Annotated in this window: 17 protein-coding genes; 4 read left to right on the top strand and 13 right to left on the bottom strand. The window is 71.5% G+C overall.

The features are described from left to right. The 10 genes from nuoH to HS99_RS12475 form a co-directional block, all read right to left on the bottom strand. A complete protein-coding gene (gene nuoH / locus HS99_RS12520; protein WP_030286547.1) occupies nt 1–1,338 on the bottom strand; it encodes an NADH-quinone oxidoreductase subunit NuoH in 1,338 nt (445 codons plus the stop codon). Then, a complete protein-coding gene (locus HS99_RS12515; protein ID WP_078938693.1) occupies nt 1,335–3,950 on the bottom strand; it encodes an NADH-quinone oxidoreductase subunit G in 2,616 nt (871 codons plus the stop codon). Before HS99_RS12515 ends, nuoH begins: the two co-directional genes overlap by 4 nt. Further along, on the bottom strand, nt 3,947–5,308 hold the full coding sequence (gene nuoF, locus HS99_RS12510) for an NADH-quinone oxidoreductase subunit NuoF (protein ID WP_030552379.1): 1,362 nt from the start codon (nt 5,306–5,308) through the stop codon (nt 3,947–3,949). Before nuoF ends, HS99_RS12515 begins: the two co-directional genes overlap by 4 nt. After that, on the bottom strand, nt 5,308–6,153 hold the full coding sequence (gene nuoE, locus HS99_RS12505) for an NADH-quinone oxidoreductase subunit NuoE (protein ID WP_078938694.1): 846 nt from the start codon (nt 6,151–6,153) through the stop codon (nt 5,308–5,310). The genes nuoF and nuoE overlap by 1 nt, the downstream gene beginning before the upstream one ends. Nucleotides 6,154–6,170: 17 nt before the next feature. Continuing rightward, nucleotides 6,171–7,502, bottom strand: a complete 1,332-nt coding sequence (locus tag HS99_RS12500) for an NADH-quinone oxidoreductase subunit D (RefSeq protein WP_030286555.1) — start codon at nt 7,500–7,502, stop codon at nt 6,171–6,173. Then, complete coding sequence (locus HS99_RS12495; RefSeq protein WP_030286557.1) at nt 7,502–8,215, bottom strand: NADH-quinone oxidoreductase subunit C; 714 nt, start codon at nt 8,213–8,215, stop codon at nt 7,502–7,504. The genes HS99_RS12500 and HS99_RS12495 overlap by 1 nt, the downstream gene beginning before the upstream one ends. Next, entirely contained in the window at nt 8,212–8,766 is a 555-nt protein-coding gene (locus HS99_RS12490; protein WP_030286559.1) for a NuoB/complex I 20 kDa subunit family protein, read from the bottom strand. The genes HS99_RS12495 and HS99_RS12490 overlap by 4 nt, the downstream gene beginning before the upstream one ends. Before the next feature lie 230 nt (nt 8,767–8,996). Next, nucleotides 8,997–9,356, bottom strand: a complete 360-nt coding sequence (locus HS99_RS12485; protein WP_030060100.1) for an NADH-quinone oxidoreductase subunit A — start codon at nt 9,354–9,356, stop codon at nt 8,997–8,999. Between the two features lie 815 nt (nt 9,357–10,171). Further along, entirely contained in the window at nt 10,172–10,867 is a 696-nt protein-coding gene (locus HS99_RS12480) for a response regulator (RefSeq protein ID WP_030552710.1), read from the bottom strand. Continuing rightward, nucleotides 10,864–11,976, bottom strand: coding sequence for a sensor histidine kinase (locus tag HS99_RS12475; protein WP_050366624.1), 1,113 nt, complete (start codon nt 11,974–11,976; stop codon nt 10,864–10,866). The genes HS99_RS12480 and HS99_RS12475 overlap by 4 nt, the downstream gene beginning before the upstream one ends. 198 nt (nt 11,977–12,174) lie before the next feature. On the opposite strand from HS99_RS12475, the gene HS99_RS12470 reads away from it, so the two are divergent. Next, a complete protein-coding gene (locus tag HS99_RS12470; protein ID WP_232543141.1) occupies nt 12,175–12,789 on the top strand; it encodes a hypothetical protein in 615 nt (204 codons plus the stop codon). Nucleotides 12,790–12,802: 13 nt separating this feature from the next. On the opposite strand, the gene HS99_RS12465 is transcribed toward HS99_RS12470, so the two are convergent. After that, a complete protein-coding gene (locus tag HS99_RS12465) occupies nt 12,803–13,786 on the bottom strand; it encodes a DMT family transporter (RefSeq protein ID WP_078938934.1) in 984 nt (327 codons plus the stop codon). A 176-nt stretch (nt 13,787–13,962) separates the two neighbouring features. Then, complete coding sequence (locus HS99_RS12460; RefSeq protein ID WP_030552703.1) at nt 13,963–14,628, bottom strand: CatB-related O-acetyltransferase; 666 nt, start codon at nt 14,626–14,628, stop codon at nt 13,963–13,965. A 94-nt stretch (nt 14,629–14,722) separates the two neighbouring features. Between HS99_RS12460 and HS99_RS12455 the strand changes: the two genes are divergently transcribed. The 3 genes from HS99_RS12455 (at nt 14,723) to HS99_RS12445 (ending at nt 16,702) form a co-directional block, all read left to right on the top strand. Beyond that, a complete protein-coding gene (locus tag HS99_RS12455; protein WP_046386739.1) occupies nt 14,723–15,397 on the top strand; it encodes a TetR/AcrR family transcriptional regulator in 675 nt (224 codons plus the stop codon). A gap of 123 nt (nt 15,398–15,520) precedes the next feature. Then, on the top strand, nt 15,521–16,231 hold the full coding sequence (locus tag HS99_RS12450; protein ID WP_046386738.1) for a peptidylprolyl isomerase: 711 nt from the start codon (nt 15,521–15,523) through the stop codon (nt 16,229–16,231). Nucleotides 16,232–16,336: 105 nt separating this feature from the next. Then, nucleotides 16,337–16,702 (top strand): MazG-like family protein, encoded by a 366-nt coding sequence (locus tag HS99_RS12445; RefSeq protein WP_030287200.1) that lies wholly within the window; start codon nt 16,337–16,339, stop codon nt 16,700–16,702. A gap of 124 nt (nt 16,703–16,826) precedes the next feature. Here HS99_RS12445 and HS99_RS12440 read toward each other — a convergent pair whose 3' ends face one another. Beyond that, nucleotides 16,827–18,116 carry a geranylgeranyl reductase family protein gene (locus HS99_RS12440; RefSeq protein WP_030287198.1) on the bottom strand — a complete coding sequence of 430 codons (1,290 nt, stop codon included), beginning with the start codon at nt 18,114–18,116 and terminating at the stop codon, nt 16,827–16,829. Between the last annotated feature and the right edge of the window lie 127 nt (nt 18,117–18,243).

The following is an 18,243-nucleotide window of genomic DNA, read 5'->3' as shown; positions in this document are numbered from 1 at the left end:
TCAGCTCCCTTCGGAATGGTCGGCCCCGTTGAGGGCGTCCTGGAGTTGCTTCGGGGCGCGGCTGGGCCGGCGTGGCACCGGCGGGAGCACCTGGCCGGGCAGCGGCGGCACCGGGTACCCGCCCGCCATCGGGTCGAACGCCTCGGCCGGCCCGTCCTCGGACGCCGCGGCCTCCTCGGGCTGCTTCCTCAGGGCGTCCCGCACCAGCGCCAGCAGCAGGACCGCGCCCACCGGCGCCCCCACGTACAGCACCACCTGGCCGAAGCCGTACCCCTCGTTGCGCAGCGCCCGCACGCTGGTGATCAGCACCAGCCACACCAGCGAGACCGGGATCAGCACCTTCCAGCCCAGCTTCATGAACTGGTCGTAGCGGAACCGGGGCAGCGTGCCGCGCAGCCAGATGAAGAAGAACAGCAGCAGCTGGATCTTCAGTGTGATCCACAGCATCGGCCACCAGCCGTGGTTGGCGCCCTCCCAGAAGGTCGACACCGGCCACGGGGCGCGCCAGCCGCCCAGGAACAGGGTCGAGGCCACCGCCGAGACCGTCACCATGTTGACGTACTCGGCCAGCATGAACATCGCGAACTTCAGCGAGGAGTACTCGGTGTTGAAACCGCCCACCAACTCGCCCTCGGCCTCCGGGAGGTCGAACGGCGCCCGGTTGGTCTCGCCCACCATCGCGATGATGTACACGATGAACGACACCGGCAGCAGCGCCGCGAACCAGGTCGGCTGCTGGTGCGCCACGATCTCCGAGGTCGACATCGAACCCGAGTAGATGAACACCGCCGCGAAGGACAGGCCCATCGCGATCTCGTAGCTGATCATCTGCGCCGAGGAGCGCAGCCCGCCCAGCAGCGGGTACGTCGAACCCGAGGACCAGCCCGCCAGCACGATCCCGTAGATGCCCACCGAGGCCGTCGCCAGCACGTACAGCAGGGCCACCGGGAAGTCGGTCAGCTGAAGCGGCGTCCGGGTGCCGAAGACCGACACCTCGTTGCCGGGCGGACCGAACGGGATCACCGCGAAGGCCATGAACGCCGGGATGGCGCAGACGATCGGGGCCAGGACGTAGACCACCTTGTCCGAGCCCTTGACCACCAGGTCTTCCTTCAGCGCCAGCTTCACGCCGTCCGCCAGCGACTGCAGCAGGCCCCACGGGCCGTGCCGGTTCGGCCCGATGCGCAACTGCATCCAGGCCACCACCTTGCGCTCCCAGACGATCGCGACCAGCACCGTCAGCACCAGGAAGGCGAAGCAGAACACCGCCTTCAGCAGCACCAGCCACCACGGGTCCTGGCCGAAGAAGTGGAGCGTCTCGTACGGCTGCGAAGTCATCGGACCTCCCCTTCCCGGGCCCCGGAAGCGGCCGCGGAACCGGCCGCGGAACCGATGCCGGTGCCGGCGCCGGCCGCGGAACCGGTCGCGGTTCCGGTGCCGGCGACGGCCGCGGAACCGGCCTGTTCGAGCTCGGCCGCGGCGATCGTCACCAGGTGGCCGACGGTGGTGCCGAGCGCGCGATGGGCGCCGCCCGGCGTGGAGTTGAGCGGGATCCAGACCGTACGGTCCGGCACCGACTCGGTGACCTCCAGCGGAAGCACCAGCGACCCGGCCGGGCCGGTCAGCCTCAGCGCACCGGCCGCCTCCGCCCCGACGCCCTGCGAACCGGTCACCAGCGCACCGACCTCCTTCGCGGTGGCCGCCGAGAGCCGGGCCACCGCCCGGTGCCGGGTCCCCGCCAGGTGCGGATCGCCCTCCTGCAGCGAGCCCCTGTCCAGCAGCAGGCGCCAACCCGCCAGCACCGCCTGGCCGGTGGCCGGCCGCGGCAGCACACCCGGGTGCGCCGCCGGAGCGGCCGCCCGGTCGCCCCGCCACGGCTCGAAGCGGTCCAGCTCCAGCCGGGCCGCCCGCACGTCCGTCAGGCCCAGCCGGTGCCCCAGCGCGTCCGCCAGCATCGACAGCACCCGCAGGTCCGACTGGAGGTGCCGGCCCATCTGCTGGTCCGGCTTCAGCGCGGCCTCGAACATCCGCACCCGGCCCTCCCAGTCCAGGAAGGTGCCCGCCTTCTCCGCCACCGCCGCCACCGGCAGCACCACGTCCGCCCGCTCGGTCACCGCCGACGGACGCAACTCCAGCGACACCACGAACGCCGCCGCCAACGCCTCCACGGCCAGCGCCGGATCCGACAGGTCCTCCGGATCCACCCCGCCGACCAGCAGCGCGTCCAGGTCGCCCTGCACGGCCGCGGTCAGGATCTGGCCGGTGTCCCGGCCCGGGCGCGACGGCAGCTCCGCCACCCCCCACACCGCGGCCGCCTCCGCCCGGGCCGCCGCCGCGGCCACCGGACGGCCGCCCGGCAGCAGGCCCGGCAGCGCACCGGCCTCCACCGCCCCGCGCTCGCCCGCCCGGCGCGGCACCCAGGCCAGCTCGGCCCCGGTCGCCTGCGCCAGCCGCAGCACCGCCGTCAGCGCACCCGGCACCGACGCCAGCCGCTCACCCGCCAGGATCACCGCGCCCGGGCGGCGCAGCAGCTCCGCCACCCGGCCCGCGTCGTCGTTCAACGGCTCGTCCGCGGCCAGCGCCGCGAACCACTCCGGCTCGGTGCCCGGCGCCGCCGGCAGCAGCGCACCGCGCAGCTTCGCCAGCCCCCGGGAGGCGAAGGCCGCCACCGAGAACACCTTCATGCCCTTCGCCCGGCTCGCCTTCCGCAGCCGCAGGAAGACGATCGGCGACTCCTCCTCCGGCTCGAAGCCCGCCAGCAGCACCGCCGGGGCCTGCTCCAGCCGCTCGTAGCTCAGCCCGGTGCCGTCCACGTCCACCCCGCGCCCGGCGACCGCCGCGGCCAGGAAGTCCGCCTCCTCACCGCTGTGCGGGCGGGCCCGGAAGTCCACGTCGTTGGTGCCCAGCACCACCCGGGCGAACTTCGCGTACGCGTACGCGTCCTCCACCGTCACCCGGCCGCCCGCCAGCACACCCGCACGGGCCCCGCGTAGCCCCTCCGCCGCCCGGGCCAGCGCCTCCGGCCAGGACGCCGGCACCAGCTCGCCGTCCACCCGCACCAGCGGAGTCGTCAGCCGGTCGCGCTGCTGGGCGTAGCGGAAGGCGAACCGGCCCTTGTCGCAGTTCCACTCCTCGTTCACCGCCGGGTCCTCGCCCGCCAGCCGGCGCAGCACCTTGCCCCGCCGGTGGTCGGTGCGCTGGGCGCAGCCCGAGGCACAGTGCTCGCACACGCTCGGCGAGGACGTCAGGTCGAAGGGGCGCGAGCGGAAACGATAGGCCGCCGAAGTCAGCGCACCCACCGGACAGATCTGGATGGTGTTCCCGGAGAAGTACGACTCGAAGTCGTCCCCCTCGCCCGTGCCCACCTGCTGCAGCGCCCCGCGCTCCACCAGGTCGATGAACGGGTCCCCGGCGATCTGCTGCGAGAACCGGGTGCAGCGCGCGCACAGCACGCAGCGCTCCCGGTCCAGCAGCACCTGACTGCTGATCGGCACCGGCTTCTCGTAGGTGCGCTTCATGCCCTCGAAGCGGGAATCCGCGTCGCCGGTGGACATCGCCTGGTTCTGCAGCGGGCACTCGCCGCCCTTGTCGCAGACCGGGCAGTCCAGCGGGTGGTTGATCAGCAACAGCTCCATCACGCCGCGCTGCGCCTTCTCGGCCACCGGCGAGCTCAGCTGGGTGCGCACCACCATGCCCTCGGCGACCGGGATCGTGCAGGAGGCCACCGGCTTGCGCTGGCCCTCGATCTCCACGATGCACTGCCGGCAGGCGCCGGCCGGGTCCAGCAGCGGGTGGTCGCAGAAGCGCGGGATCTGGGTGCCGATGGTCTCGGCGGCCCGGATCACCAAGGTGCCCTTGGGGACCTTCACTTCGACGCCGTCGATGGTGAGCGTGACCAGTTCGACCGCGGTGTCGTCGCTCCTGGAGGCGGTTGGCTCAGTGATCGTCACGCGTGCACCTCCCTTTCGGTGGCGGACTGGTGGCCGGGGCGGGGGCCGTCGGCCCAGACGGTGGAGGCGGCCGGGTCGAACGGGCAGCGGCGCTCGGCCAGGTGCTGCTCGTACTCGGCCCGGAAGTACTTGAGCGAGGAGACGATCGGGCTGGCCGCGCCGTCGCCTAGCGCGCAGAAGGACTTGCCGTTGATGTTGTCGGCGATGTCGAGGAGCTTCTCCAGGTCCCCGTCGACGCCTTCGCCGGCCTCGATCCGCCGCAGCAGCTGGACCAGCCAGTAGGTGCCCTCCCGGCAGGGGGTGCACTTGCCGCAGGACTCGTGGGCGTAGAACTCGGTCCAGCGGGTGACCGCCCGCACCACGCAGGTGGTCTCGTCGAAGACCTGCAGCGCCTTGGTGCCGAGCATCGAACCGGCCGCACCGACGCCCTCGTAGTCCAGCGGGACGTCGAGGTGCTCCTCGGTGAACATCGGGGTGGAGGAGCCGCCCGGGGTCCAGAACTTCAGCCGGTGGCCGGCCCGGACGCCGCCGCTGAGGTCCAGCAGCTGGCGCAGGGTGATGCCCAGTGGCGCTTCGTACTGGCCCGGGTTGGTGACGTGGCCGGAGAGCGAGTACAGCGTGAAGCCCGGGGACTTCTCGGTGCCCAGGCCCTTGAACCACTCCTTGCCGCGGGCCAGGATCGCCGGCACCGAGGCGATCGACTCGACGTTGTTGACCACCGTCGGGCAGGCGTACAGGCCAGCGATCGCCGGGAACGGCGGCCGCAGCCTCGGCTGGCCGCGACGGCCCTCCAGCGAGTCCAGCAGCGCCGTCTCCTCGCCGCAGATGTAGGCGCCGGCGCCGGCGTGCACGGTGATGTCGAGGTCCACGCCGGAGCCGAGGATGTTCCGGCCCAGCAGCCCGGCCTCGTACGCCTCGGCCACGGCCGCGTGCAGGCGGCGCAGCACCGGGACGACCTCGCCGCGCAGGTAGACGAAGGCGTGGTCGCAGCGGATCGCGTAGGAGGCGATCACCATGCCCTCGATCAGCGAGTGCGGGTTGGCGAACAGCAGCGGGATGTCCTTGCAGGTGCCCGGCTCGGACTCGTCGGCGTTGACCACCAGGTAGTGCGGCTTGCCGTCGTTCTGCGGGATGAACTGCCACTTCATCCCGGTGGGGAAGCCGGCGCCGCCGCGGCCGCGCAGGCCGGAGTCCTTGACCAGGGCGATCACGTCGTCCGGGGGCATGGCGAGGGCCGCCTTGAGGCCCTCGTAGCCGTGGTGGCGGCGGTAGGTCGCGAGGGTCCAGGGGCGGCTGTCGTCCCAGGGGTCGGACAGGACGGGGGTGAGCAGCTTCTCGGCCGACTCGGCGGAGGTCATCACGCTTCGGTCCCTTCCTGGCCGTCGGCCTTCGCCTCTGGGCCCCGCTCCTCGTGGCGGGGTTCCTCTTGCAGGGGCTCCCCCTGGTGGGGCTCCCCCTGGTGGGGCTCGTCGTGGAGGGGCTCCTCATGGAGGGGCTCCTCGTGGCGGGGGGAGACGACCTTGGCTCCGGGGGTGCCGGGCAGGGCCTCGCCCCGGGCCAGCCGCAGGCCGGCCAGCGAGGGCGCGCCGCCGGCGCCGGACTCGTCGTTGGCGCCGGGACGCTCGTCGGGGAAGCCGGCCAGGATCCGGGCCGTCTCCCTGAAGCCGCACAGCCGGGCGCCGCGGGTGGGCCGCACCTCGCGGCCGGCCCGCAGGTCGTCCACCAACTGCCGGGCGCTCTCCGGGGTCTGGTCGTCGAAGAACTCCCAGTTGACCATCACCACGGGGGCGTAGTCGCAGGCGGCGTTGCACTCGATGTGCTCGATCGAGATCTGGCCGTCCTCGGTGGTGGCGTTGTTGCCGATCCCCAGGTGCTGCTGGAGCTCGGCGAAGATCTGGTCGCCGCCGAGCACGGCGCACAGGGTGTTGGTGCAGACCCCGACGTGGTACTTCCCGGCCGGGCGCCGCCGGTACATCGTGTAGAAGGTGGCGACGGCGGTGACCTCGGCGGTGGTGAGGTCCAACTGCTCGGCGCAGAAGCGGATCCCGGTCGGGCTGACGAAGCCCTCCTCGGCCTGCACCAGGTGCAGCAGCGGCAGCAGCGCCGAACGGGCCTGGGGGTAGCGGCCGATCAGCTCGGCGGCGTCGGCGGCGAGCCGGGCGCGCACCTCCTCCGGGTAGGGCGGGGCCGGCAGCGCCGGCAGTCCGAGTTCGACGTTGGTCACCGGTCCACGCCTCCCATCACCGGGTCGATCCCGGCCACCGCGACGATCACGTCGGCCACCTGGCCGCCCTCGCACATCGCCGCCATCGTCTGCAGATTGGTGAACGACGGATCCCGGAAGTGGACCCGGTACGGGCGCGTCCCGCCGTCGCTGACCACGTGCACGCCCAGCTCGCCCTTGGGCGACTCGACCGCTACGTACGCCTGGCCGACCGGGACCCGGAAGCCCTCGGTGACCAGCTTGAAGTGGTGAATCAGGGCCTCCATCGAGGTGCCCATGATCTTGCGGATGTGGTCGAGCGAGTTGCCCAGGCCGTCCGGGCCGACGGCCAGTTGGGCGGGCCAGGCGATCTTCTTGTCGGCCACCATGACCGGGCCCGGCCGCAGCCGGTCCAGGCACTGCTCGACGATCCGCAGCGACTGCTTCATCTCCTCCAGACGGATCAGGAAGCGGCCGTAGGAATCGGCGGTGTCCGCGGTGGCGACCTCGAAGTCGTAGTCCTGGTAGCCGCAGTACGGGTCGCTCTTGCGCAGGTCGTGCGGCAGACCGGCGGCGCGCAGGATCGGGCCGGTGGCGCCGAGGGCCAGACAGCCGGCCAGGTCCAGGAAGCCGACGTCGACCAGGCGGGCCTTGAACACCGGGTTGGCGGTGGCGAGCTTGTCGTACTCGTGCATCCGAGAGCGGAAGGTGCGGACCGCCTCGCGGATCTGGTCCACCGCGCCCGGGGGCAGGTCCTGGGCGAGGCCGCCGGGGCGCACGTACGCGTGGTTCATGCGCAGGCCGGTGACCAGCTCGAAGACGTCCAGGATCAGTTCGCGGTCCCGGAAGCCGTAGACCATCAGGGTGGTGGAGCCGATCTCCATGCCGCCGGTGGCCAGACAGACCAGGTGGGAGGCGATCCGGTTGAGCTCCATCATCATCACCCGGATGACACTGGCCCGCTCCGGGACGTCGTCGGTGATGCCGAGCAGCTTCTCGACCGCCAGGCAGTAGGCGGTCTCGTTGAACAGCGGGGTCAGGTAGTCCATGCGGGTCACGAAGGTGGTGCCCTGGACCCAGCTGCGGAACTCCATGTTCTTCTCGATGCCGGTGTGGAGGTAGCCGATGCCGCAGCGGGCCTCCTTCACCGTCTCGCCGTCGATCTCCAGGATCAGCCGCAGCACGCCGTGGGTGGACGGGTGCTGGGGGCCCATGTTGACGATGATGCGTTCGTCGTCGGCCCGGCCGACCGCCTCCACCACCTCGCCCCAGTCGCCGCCGGTGACGGTGAAGACCCGGCCCTCGGTGGTCTCGCGGGCGTCTGCTTCCTCGTAGTGCTGAGTGCTCATCAGCTGTACGACCTCCGCTGGTCGGGTGCCGGGATCTGGGCGCCCTTGTACTCGACGGGGATGCCGCCGAGCGGGTAGTCCTTGCGCTGCGGGTGGCCCAGCCAGTCGTCCGGCATCATGATCCGGGTGAGTGCCGGGTGGCCGTCGAAGACCAGGCCGAAGAAGTCGTAGGCCTCGCGCTCGTGCCAGTCGTTGGTCGGGTAGACGCTCACCACGGAGGGGATGTGCGGGTCGGCGTCCGGCGCGGTGACCTCCAGCCGGATCAGCCGGCCGTGGGTGATCGAGCGCAGGTGGTAGACCGCGTGCAGCTCGCGGCCCTTGTCGCCGGGGTAGTGCACTCCGCTGACACCCAGGCACAGTTCGAAACGCAGTGCCGGGTCGTCGCGCAGGATGCGCACGGCCTTCAGGAGGTGGGCGCGGTCGACGTGGAAGGTCAGCTCGGCGCGGTCGACCACGGTCTTGTCGATCACCTCGGCCGGGTCCAGGCCCTGCTCCTCCAGGGCGCCCTCGAACTCGTCCGCCACCTCGTCGAACCAGCCGCCGTACGGGCGTTCGCTCGGGCCGGGCAGCACGATCGGGGCGGACAGGCCGCCGAAGCCCGAGGTGTCGCCACTGCCCCGGGTGCCGAACATGCCCTGGCGGCGGCCGACCACCTCGACCGGGATCTCGCGCACCGGCTGCTCGCGGCGGGTCTCGGGTACCTGCTCGTTCATCGCAGCTGCCCCCGCATCTCGCTGACCGGGGTGGCCTTGAGGGCCAGGGCCTCGCCGAGTTCCTCGGCGCGGCGCCGGTTCACGCCCAGCGGCTCGTGCTGGATCTTGTCGTGCAGCTTCAGGATGGCGTCCATCAGCATCTCCGGGCGGGGCGGGCAACCGGGCAGGTAGATGTCCACCGGGACGATGTGGTCGACGCCCTGGACGATCGCGTAGTTGTTGAACATCCCGCCGGAGGAGGCGCAGACGCCCATCGAGATGACCCACTTCGGGTTGGCCATCTGGTCGTACACCTGGCGCAGCACCGGGGCCATCTTCTGACTCACCCGGCCCGCCACGATCATCAGATCGGCCTGCCGGGGGGAGCCCCGGAAGACCTCCATGCCGAACCGGGCCAGGTCGTAGCGGCCGGCGCCGGTGGTCATCATCTCGATCGCGCAGCAGGCCAGACCGAAGGTGGCCGGGAAGAGTGACGCCTTGCGCACCCAGCCGGCGGCCGTCTCCACGGTCGTGAGCAGAAAGCCGCTCGGCAGCTTCTCCTCGATTCCCATCAGATCCCTCTCAATGCCCTCAAGTCCTCTGGTACGTCCGGCGGTACGCCCGGGGAGCGTCCGGGTGGCGCCCGGCGAGCGCCCGGTGTGCCGGGACCCCGGGAGCCCGGGAGAACGTCCGGGGAGCCCGGGAGAACGTCCGGCTCCTTGGAGCTTGTCCGCTCGTTCACAAGGGCGGCGGCGCCACCCCTGGCTCAGCCCCGCTCCGGGGCTCAGTCCCACTCCAGGGCTCAGTCCCACTCCAGGCCACCGCGGCGCCAGACGTAGGCGTAGGCGACGAAGACGGTGGCGATGAACAGGAGCATCTCGACCAGCCCGAAGATCCCCAGGGCGTCGAAGGTCACCGCCCAGGGATAGAGGAAGACGATCTCGATGTCGAAGACGATGAAGAGCATCGCCGTCAGGTAGTACTTGATCGGGAACCGACCGCCGCCCACGGGCTGCGGGGTCGGCTCGATGCCGCACTCGTACGCCTCCAGCTTGGCCCGGTTGTACCGCTTGGGGCCGGTGAGTGAGGCCATCACGACGGAACCGACCGCGAACGCCGCCGCGATGGCACCGAGTACGAGGATCGGCGCGTAGGCATTCATAGCCCCGCTCCCTCCGTCCAGTCGTCCTTGACTGCAGATCGGAACCGGCGGGTCACACTGAGGTGAACCCGCGCTCCAGTTCCCGAGATCCACCTCATGTGAGGCAGTTCACAAAGCCTGGAACGAGCGCATCCTATGCCCGGTGGCCTGTGATCTGCGACACGCAGTTCGTCGCCATCTTTGTGATCTACGACACCATGTGAATGGTGGCGAATGTGAACATGCCCAGAGTTGTCAACGCAAAGGAGTCAAATGGCCACAAGCAGTCGCATTCAAGTTTGAAGCGGCTGGTCAGGGACGAGTTCCTATATCAACTATGCGTCGCTGTTGGCAAATTTCCGGGCGCCATGTTGACGTGTTATAGCGGCTCACTCGGAGGGGTGGCGGGGGGAGGAACGATTGCTTGACCTTTCGTTCACAAGGGGAGCGAAGTTGCCGTGGGTGTCCCCCTCCCCCTCCCCCTCCCGCCGCCCGCCGCCCGCCGCCCGCCGCCCGCCGCCCGCCGCCCGCGCCAGGGTTGCCCACCGACTGCCGGTGTCACCTGCGCTGAGCCGGCCGGTCTCAGCGCGGAGCTGCTGCGCGCGCAGCTCCGGCAGTCTGTGGGCCCCTGGAGGCCTGCCCTCCTCCTCCGCCGCCTCCGCCGCCTCCGCCGCTGTCGCGGCATGCCTCCCGCTGCGGGCAGGCCCAACTTCCTGGTGCGGCCCTCACAACCCTGGGCCCGCCTCCGCCTCCGGCCTTGCCTCCCTCTCGTTCTCGGGGCTCGCCCTTGTGAGGGCCTCCTTCATCCGCTTTCGCCCTGCGGGCCAGGCACCCGGTTACCGGTTACTGGCTGCCTGTTCCCACACCCAGGCCGCGACGCCCACCCGGTTGCGGGCGCCGAGCTTGCGCTGGATGTTGGCGAGGTGGTTCTTCACCGTTCCCGGTGAGATGAAGAGCCTGGCGCCGATCTCGGCGTTGGTCGCTCCGTCGGCCACCAGCTCAGCGATCTCCTTTTCTCTCTCGGTCAGTTCCTCCACCGGCCCGGCTGTCAACGGGCCCGGTACGCCTGCCGCGGCCGCAGGCCCGGGCATCGCGCTGGATCCGGGCACCGCCATGTGCTGGAGCAGCCGGACCGTGATCTGCGGGCTGATCAACGCGTCCCCGGCCATCGCCGCACGGACCGCCTCGATCAGCAGTACCGGCCCGGAACGCTTCAGCAGGAAACCCGCCGCCCCGTGCCGCAAGGCCGTGTGGACGTACTCGTCCAGGTCGAAGGTGGTCACCACGATCACCTTGCACTGGTCGGCCAGCTGCCGCGTGACCTCCAGGCCATCGAGCTTCGGCATCCGGATGTCCGCGAGCACCACGTCCGGCCGCAGTCTCTTCGCCTCCTGCACCGCTGCGGCGCCGTCCGCCGCCTCGGCTACCACCGTCATGTCCGGTTGGACGTCCAGGATCATCCGGAACGCGCTTCGGACGTCGGCCTGGTCGTCGGCCACCAGGATTCGGATCGGCCTTGCACTGTTGCTCATCTGCTCTTCTCTCCTGCACCCGCACTGGTCCTCATCGGGGTTTCCGGTCGCTCCGGTTCCGCCCGCCCGGCCAACGGCAGCCTCGCCGTCACGCGCCAGGTCTGTTGCTCGTGCGGACCTGCCTCGAACACTCCGCCCAGGGCCTCCACTCGCGCCGCCAGTCCTGGCAGTCCGCTGCCGCCGCCACTGCGGGGGCGGACGACCGACCCCGGCGACCGACCGTCGTTCGTCACGGTCAGCTCCAGCCAGTCGCCGGCGCAGCGGGCCCGGATGTCGATGCGGCGGACGCCCCCGGCATGCCGTCGGACGTTGGTCAACGCCTCGACGACGATCCGGTGGACCGTCCCACCCACCTCGCGCGGGAGCGGCTGGTCCGGCAGCTCCAGTTGGACCTCGGCACCGCCGGCGGCCGTGAACTGCTCGGTCACCTGAACGAGTTCGCCGAGGCCCGGCTGTGGGCTGCGGCCACCGGCTTCTTCGCTTCGAAGCAGCTGAACGGTCCGGTCCAACGAGGCCAGGGCCCGCTGCCCCGCCTGCTCTATCCGCTCGAACATCTCGGCCGTCCGTGCCGGGTCGACGGAGGCCAGGTACGCCCCCGCCTGGGCCTGGGCAACCATGCCGCTGACGTCGTGCGCCACGAAGTCGTGGAGGTCGTGGGCCAGTTCGATCCGCTGAGCCCGCCTGGCTTCGGCGACCGCGCGGGCCCGGCCCTCGTCCAGGCCGCGCAGGTAGAGCCCGATCAGCACCGTCGGCAGGGACAGCATCGATCCGAACCCGAAGAGCGTGAGCGCGTCGGCGGGTCCGTCGAACCGGGACGGCCAGAGCGCGACCGCTCCGCATGCCGTCCAAGCGGCCGCCGCACACCGCGGGCCGTCCTCGGACCGCAGGCTGAGGGCCACTGCGAGCAGCAAGCCGGCCAATTCGGCCAGGCCGACCAGCCCCGTCCAGCGATCCGCCTCCGTCCAGCGGCCGGCGAACCAGACGGCGCCCGAGACCGCCGCCGAGACCGCGCCGAGCGCGGTGGTCACCGCCGCCGATCCGTACCGCCTGCGGAGCAGCCAGGCCGGCAGCAGCAGGACCGGGACGGCCAAGGACAGGAGCTGATTCATCGTCACCGCCTTTCATGGACTCTTCGACTGCCGTCACAGTACGACGGGCCGCAGCGGGGCCACCTGTGCCGATCGGCATATTTCACAGGCGGGTTGAGCAGCCAGAACAGCCCGATCGGCACTGCCGGCGTCCCCCGGCGGACCTCCACTCTTGAGTCGTCGCACCGGCCGAGGGGGTCGGGCCGAAAGGAACCCACGATGTCGAAGCCCGTGATCAACGCCCGTGTCGCCACCGCCCGCCGAGCCCGTGCGGTCGGGGCGGTCGGGGCGGCCGGCGAGACCGCGCCCACTGCCCCGGGCGTAGCCCCCGCACCCCGCTGGGCCCAACTGGCGGCAAAGGCAGCCGTCCTGAGCACCGTCCCCTCGGGGGTGTGGCGCATCGTCTTCGGCTTCGGCGTCCCGGTCGGCTTCACCGGCGCGACGGCCGCGGCTTTCGGGGCGCACCAGCCCGGTTGGGGGACGGTCTACTGCGTGGTCCTGAGCGCCCTGGCGGAGGCTCTGGCCTTCCTGACCCTCGGCCTGGTCCGGCCCTGGGGGCTGGTGGCGCCCAGGTGGATCCCGCTGATCGGCGGCCGCCGGGTCCGGCCGCTGGCCGCGATCGTCCCCGCTCTGCTGGGCTCGGCGATACTCACCGCCCTCGGCATGGAGGGGCTCTTCGGCCGCTGGGCCCACAACCTGGCCGAGCCGGATGCGCCGCACGGCTTCGCCGGTCTGGTGATGACGGCCGCGTACCTGCCGCTGGTGGCCTGGGGTCCGCTGCTCGGCGCGGTCACTCTCGACTACGCCCGTCGGACGTTGTGGCGGCGCCGGTGATGACGACGTCGGGTCACGCCGGGACCGGCTCCCGCGTCTGCTCCCCGGTCCCGGCATCCGCCACCGTGCCTGTCCCGTCCTCGCTCCCGGTCGGGCGCGGCGTGGGGGCGGTGCGCCGACCCCACTCGGTCGCGACCAGCACCAGGGCCCCGCCGAGCAGGGCGAGCGGGCCCATCCGGTTACCGGCGACGGTGATGCCGAAGATCGCGGCCCACAGCGGTTCGGTACCGAGCAGCAGGCTCACCCGGGACGGCGAGGTGGCCCGGACGGCCCACATCTGAACGAAGAAGGCGAAGAGCGTGCAGAGCAGGGACAGGTGCAGCAACCAGGCCCACTGGCCGGCTCCGTACGAGAGCGCGACGGTCCAGGGGGCGGGCCCGACGGCGAGTGCGACGACGGCGAACACTGCGGTGGCGACCGCGAGCTGGACCCAGGTGACGGCGAGCATGTCGGTGTTGCGAACAGCCCGGGTGCGGGCCATCGCGAGGACGTACGCGGAGCGGACGAGGGCGGCGCCCAGTACCAGTAGGTCGCCGAGCGTCGGAGGGCGCAGCCCGCCGTCGCCGGTGAGCAGTGCGACGCCGAGGACGGCCAGTCCGGCGGCCGCGAGGAAGGCTCGCGGTGGTGCGGTCCGGCCGAGGGCGCTCTCGCCGAGCGGGGTGAGCACCATGGCGAGGCTGATGATCAGCCCTGCGTTGGTGGCGGAGGTGTGGACGGCGCCGTAGGTCTCCAGCAGGAAGATACCGCTGAGGACGAGGCCCAGTGCGGCGCCACCGAGCCACTCGGTGCGGGTCAGCTTCCGCAGGGCCCGCCACGCGGCCAGCCCGAGCAGCGGCAGCACCAACCCGAAGCGCAGCACCAGCATCGCCACGACCGTCCCGGGCTCGGCCACCCGTTGCACGGCGAGGAAGCTCGACCCCCAGACCACTGCCACGAGTAGGACCGGCAGATCACGAAGGACCGATGAGTATGAGGATGAGGACAGGGAGGCACGCATGAGGAGGATCCCTCCGAGCGAACGGAACCGGCGGGTGCGAGGACCGTACGGCGTCGGACGGACCCAGGAGCTGGGCGTGTGGCTCAGCGGCGGACGGGGTGAGGGATGGAGCAAGGGGGCGCCATCCTCGCGCACCGGCCCGCCGGTGATCAATGCCCCTGCTGGGTGCCGGCGGGTCAGGAGGCGAGCAAGCCGTTCGCGTCGGCGATGGCCTCGATGTCGGCTGGGGTGCCGGACATGATGGCGCGGACGTGCTCGGTGACGAGTTCGACCGGCCAGTCCCACCAGGCGGCGCGGAGCAGGCGTTCGATGTCGGCGTCGTCGAAGCGGCGCCGGATCGGGTGGGCGGGGTTGCCGCCGACGATCGTGTAGGGCTCGACGTCGGCGGTGACCATCGCACCGGCCGCGATGATCGCGCCGTCGCCGATCCGGACACCGGGCAGGACGGTGGCGCCGAATCCGAACCAGACGTCGTTGCCGACGACGGTGTCGCCCCGGCTGGGAAGGCCCGTGACGATGTCGAGGGTCTGCTCCGTCCAGCTGCCGCCGAACATCGTGAAGGGGAAGGTGGACGCACCGATGGTCGGGTGGGCGGCCCCGGCCATCAGGAAGCGGGTTCCGGTGGCGATCGCGCAGTACTTGCCGATCACCAGCCGTTCGGGGCCGTAGGCGTAGAGGACATTGCGTTCCTCGAAGCGGGTGGCGCCGTCGGGGTCGTCGAAGTAGGTGTACTCGCCGACCTCGATCCTCGGGTCGGTGACGAGCGGGCGTAGCAGGACCACCCGGTCGTGGCCGACGAGCGGGTGGAGAGCGGTCGGGTCGGGGATGGCGGTGGTGGTCACGCAGGCTCCTCTCGTAATGCGACTTCAGTCGCATTACGATGAGCATGGCAGGATTGCCGCCCCACAGCAAGCCTTAATGCGACTGGAGTCGACTTTGAACGAGCCCACCCGCCCCGACCAGCAACCCCGCACGCCGTCCCCACGCCCGGGCGGCCGCAGCGCCCGGGTCCGTGCGGACGTGGTCGCCGCCACGCTCGCCGAGGTCGCGGAGAAGGGCTACGACGGTCTCACCGCCGAGGCGGTCGCGGCCCGGTCCGGCGTCCACAAGGCCACCCTCTACCGGCGCTGGGGCGGGATCGACGGCCTGGTCGCGGACGCCCTGACCGCCTCGGCCGACCAGCCCTGGCCGCTGCCCGACACCGGAGACCTCCAGGAGGACCTCCGCCGGATCACCCAGGAGGTGTTCAGCGTCTTCACCGACCCCGAGCAGAGCCCCACGCCCACCGCGCTGATCTCCGCCGCCCAGCGCTCCGATGCCGGCGCGGCAGCCCTTCGCGACTTCTTCACGGCCCGCCACCACCAGGCTGCCGAGGTCGCCGAACGGGCCGTCACCCGAGGAGAGTTGCCGGCCGGAACGGACGGCGCCGAGGTCATCAGGGCCGCCACCGCCCCGCTCTACTACCGACTGTTCGTCACCGGCGAAGCACTGGACGCCCGCACCGCCGAGCGGGCCGCCGACGCCGCCGCCCTGGCCGCCCGCGCCGGACTGTTCGCCTCCATCCCGACCGACCCGGAACCCGACACCGCACCGAACACCCCCGACCAGTAGCCAAGGCGCGGTGACTGAACGACCCCGCAACCCAGCTGACTGCCCATGACCACCACCCGGCAAAAGGAGTCCCAGCCGTCCCGACCCCTACCGGAGACCCATCCGGCCGTGGATGATGCCTCCATGACAAGCATGCCGTCCACCACCCCCCGGAAGGCCCGTCACGTGAAGCGCAAGCACTGGGCGCTGGTCGCCGCCGCCACCGTCCTCCCGCTCGCGGCGAGCACCGGCACCGCCGTCGCGGCGCCCTCCGGCTCCACTCCCGCCCAGAGCACGGCCTGCACCTACACACCCGCCGTCCCTGCCGACAACTTCAAGGGCATCCCGGTCTTCGACGCCCAGAAGGCCGCCCGCCCCTACCACGCGACCCTGCGGACCAACCAGGGTCCGATCACCTTCGAGGCACTGACCGACAAGGCGCCCTGCACCACCTTCTCGTTCCGTTTCCTCGCCGAGCACGACTACTTCGACCGCAGCCACTGCCACCGCCTCACCACCCAGCGGATCTACGTCCTGCAGTGCGGGGACCCCACCGGGACGGGCAGCGGCGGCCCGGGCTACTCCTTCCCGGACGAGAACCTGACCGGCGCCACCTACCCGGCGGGCACGGTGGCCATGGCCAACGCCGGTCCGAACACCAATGGCAGCCAGTTCTTCATCGTCTGGAAGGACACCAAGCTCTCCCCCGCCTACACCCCGTTCGGCCGGGTCACAGCCGGGCTGGACGTCCTGCAGAAGATCGCCGCCGCCGGCGAGGACGGCCAGAACGGCCCCGGTGACGGCTACCCCAACGTCCCCGTGAACATCCGCAGCGTGAAGATCAGCAAGCACTGACCAGCGTCCGGCCGGCGGGGTGGGCCGGGCGCAGCCGCCCGGCCCACCCCCGTGGCCGCTCCCGTACGGTGGCATCACCAACGACACCGCAGGGAGCAGCGCCGCATGGACAGCCGGATCTGGGAGAGCGTCGACCACCTGGTCGCTTGGCTGGACGAGCACAGCACGCAGTCGCCACAGGAGGAGCGCCTGCTGCGGCTCCTCAAGCTCTCGGAGGAGGTCGGCGAGGTCGGCGCGGCGGTGATCGGCGCCACCGGCCAGAACCCGCGCAAGGGCGTCACCCACACCTGGGAGGACGTCCAGCACGAGCTCTGCGACGTCGTCTTCAGCGCCCTCGTCGCCCTGCGGACGCTCACCCCCGACGCGGCCCGGGTGTTCGCCGAGCGCCTGGCCTACGTCGAACAGCGCTCCGCCGCCTCCCGACGCCCGGTCGACGGGCCCGAGGAGACGGCGGCGGCCAAGAAAGCCTGAAACGAAGCCCGGCAGAGAGCCCACGGAGAGCCCCACGAAGCCCCGGACCCAACCGTCAAGGGCCAAGTCTCCGACACCAGGCCTCAGAACCCAGGCCTCAGGCACCGAACACCAGTCACGGGCGTCAGGCGTTGGGCGCGACCTTCGCCAGCCCGTTGATCACGCGGTCCATCGCGTCGCCGCCCTTCGGATCGGTGAGGTTGGCGAGCAGCTTGAGGGTGAAGCGCATCAGCAGCGGCCGGGGCAGGCCGTGCTGGGCGGCGAGCTGCATCACCTTGGGGTTGCCGATCATCTTCACGAAGGCCCGGCCGAGCGTGTAGTAGCCGCCGTACACGTCCTTGAGGATGCGCGGGTAGGCCTGCAGGGCGCGCTCGCGTCCGCCGTCGGTGAGGCGGGCGTGGGCCTGCACGATGACGCCGGCGGCGATCTGGCCGGATTCCATCGCGTAGGCGATGCCCTCGCCGTTGAACGGGTTGACCATGCCGCCCGCGTCGCCGACGAGCAGCAGGCCGCGGGTGTAGTGCGGCTGCCGGTTGAAGGCCATCGGCAGTGCGGCGCCTCGGATCGGTTCGGTCATGTTCTCGGGGGTGTAGCCCCACTCCTCCGGCATGCCGGCGCACCAGGCCTTGAGCACCTCGCGCCAGTCGAGTTCGCCGAACGCGGGCGAGGAGTTGAGGATGCCGAGGCCGACGTTGGAGGTGCCGTCGCCCATGCCGAAGACCCAGCCGTAGCCGGGCAGCAGCTTGCGCTGGCCGCCGCGGGTGTCCCACAGCTCCAGCCAGGACTCCAGGTAGTCGTCGTCGTGGCGCGGCGAGTTGAAGTAGGTGCGGTAGGCGACGCCCATCGGGCGGTCCTCGCGGCGGTGCAGGCCCATCGCGAGCGAGAGCCGGGTGGAGTTGCCGTCGGCGGCGACCACCAGCGGGGCCCGGAAGGTGACCGGCCGCTTCTCCTCGCCGAGCTTGGCGGTGACGCCGACGATCCGGCCGGTGCGGTCGTCCAGGACCGGCCCGCTGACGTTGCAGCGCTCGTAGAGCCGGGCGCCGGCCTTCTCGGCCTGACGGGCCAGCAGCTCGTCGAAGTCGGCGCGCTTGCGGACCAGTCCGTAGTCCGGGAAGGAGGCCAGCTCGGGCCAGTCCAGCTCCAGCCGGACGCCGCCGCCGATGATGCGCAGGCCCTTGTTGTGCAGCCAGCCGTTCTCGGTGGAGACGTCGATGCCCATGTCCACCAGCTGCTTGGTGGCGCGCGGGGTCAGACCGTCGCCGCAGACCTTCTCCCGCGGGAAGGCGGTCTTCTCCAGCAGCAGCACGTCCAGCCCGGCCTGGGCGAGATAGTACGCGGTCGTGGCGCCGGCCGGGCCCGCGCCGACCACGATGACGTCGGCAGTGCTCTCGACCGTGCTGTCCGGCTTCGTCAGATCGGCTGCGGTCTCGGACACGTGGACACACTCCTGGAGCTGCGGCGGGGGGATGGCGGCTTTTGTCTCCGGCAGTCTAGTTCCGCTGACGTCGCCGGACTCGCCCGCGCCCCGTCCCGCCCTGCCC

Source organism: Kitasatospora aureofaciens (assembly GCF_001188955.3).
Lineage (GTDB): Bacteria > Actinomycetota > Actinomycetes > Streptomycetales > Streptomycetaceae > Kitasatospora > Kitasatospora aureofaciens.
The sequence above is the reverse complement of the archived record's forward strand: the minus strand, read 5'-3'. Positions and strand labels throughout refer to the sequence as shown.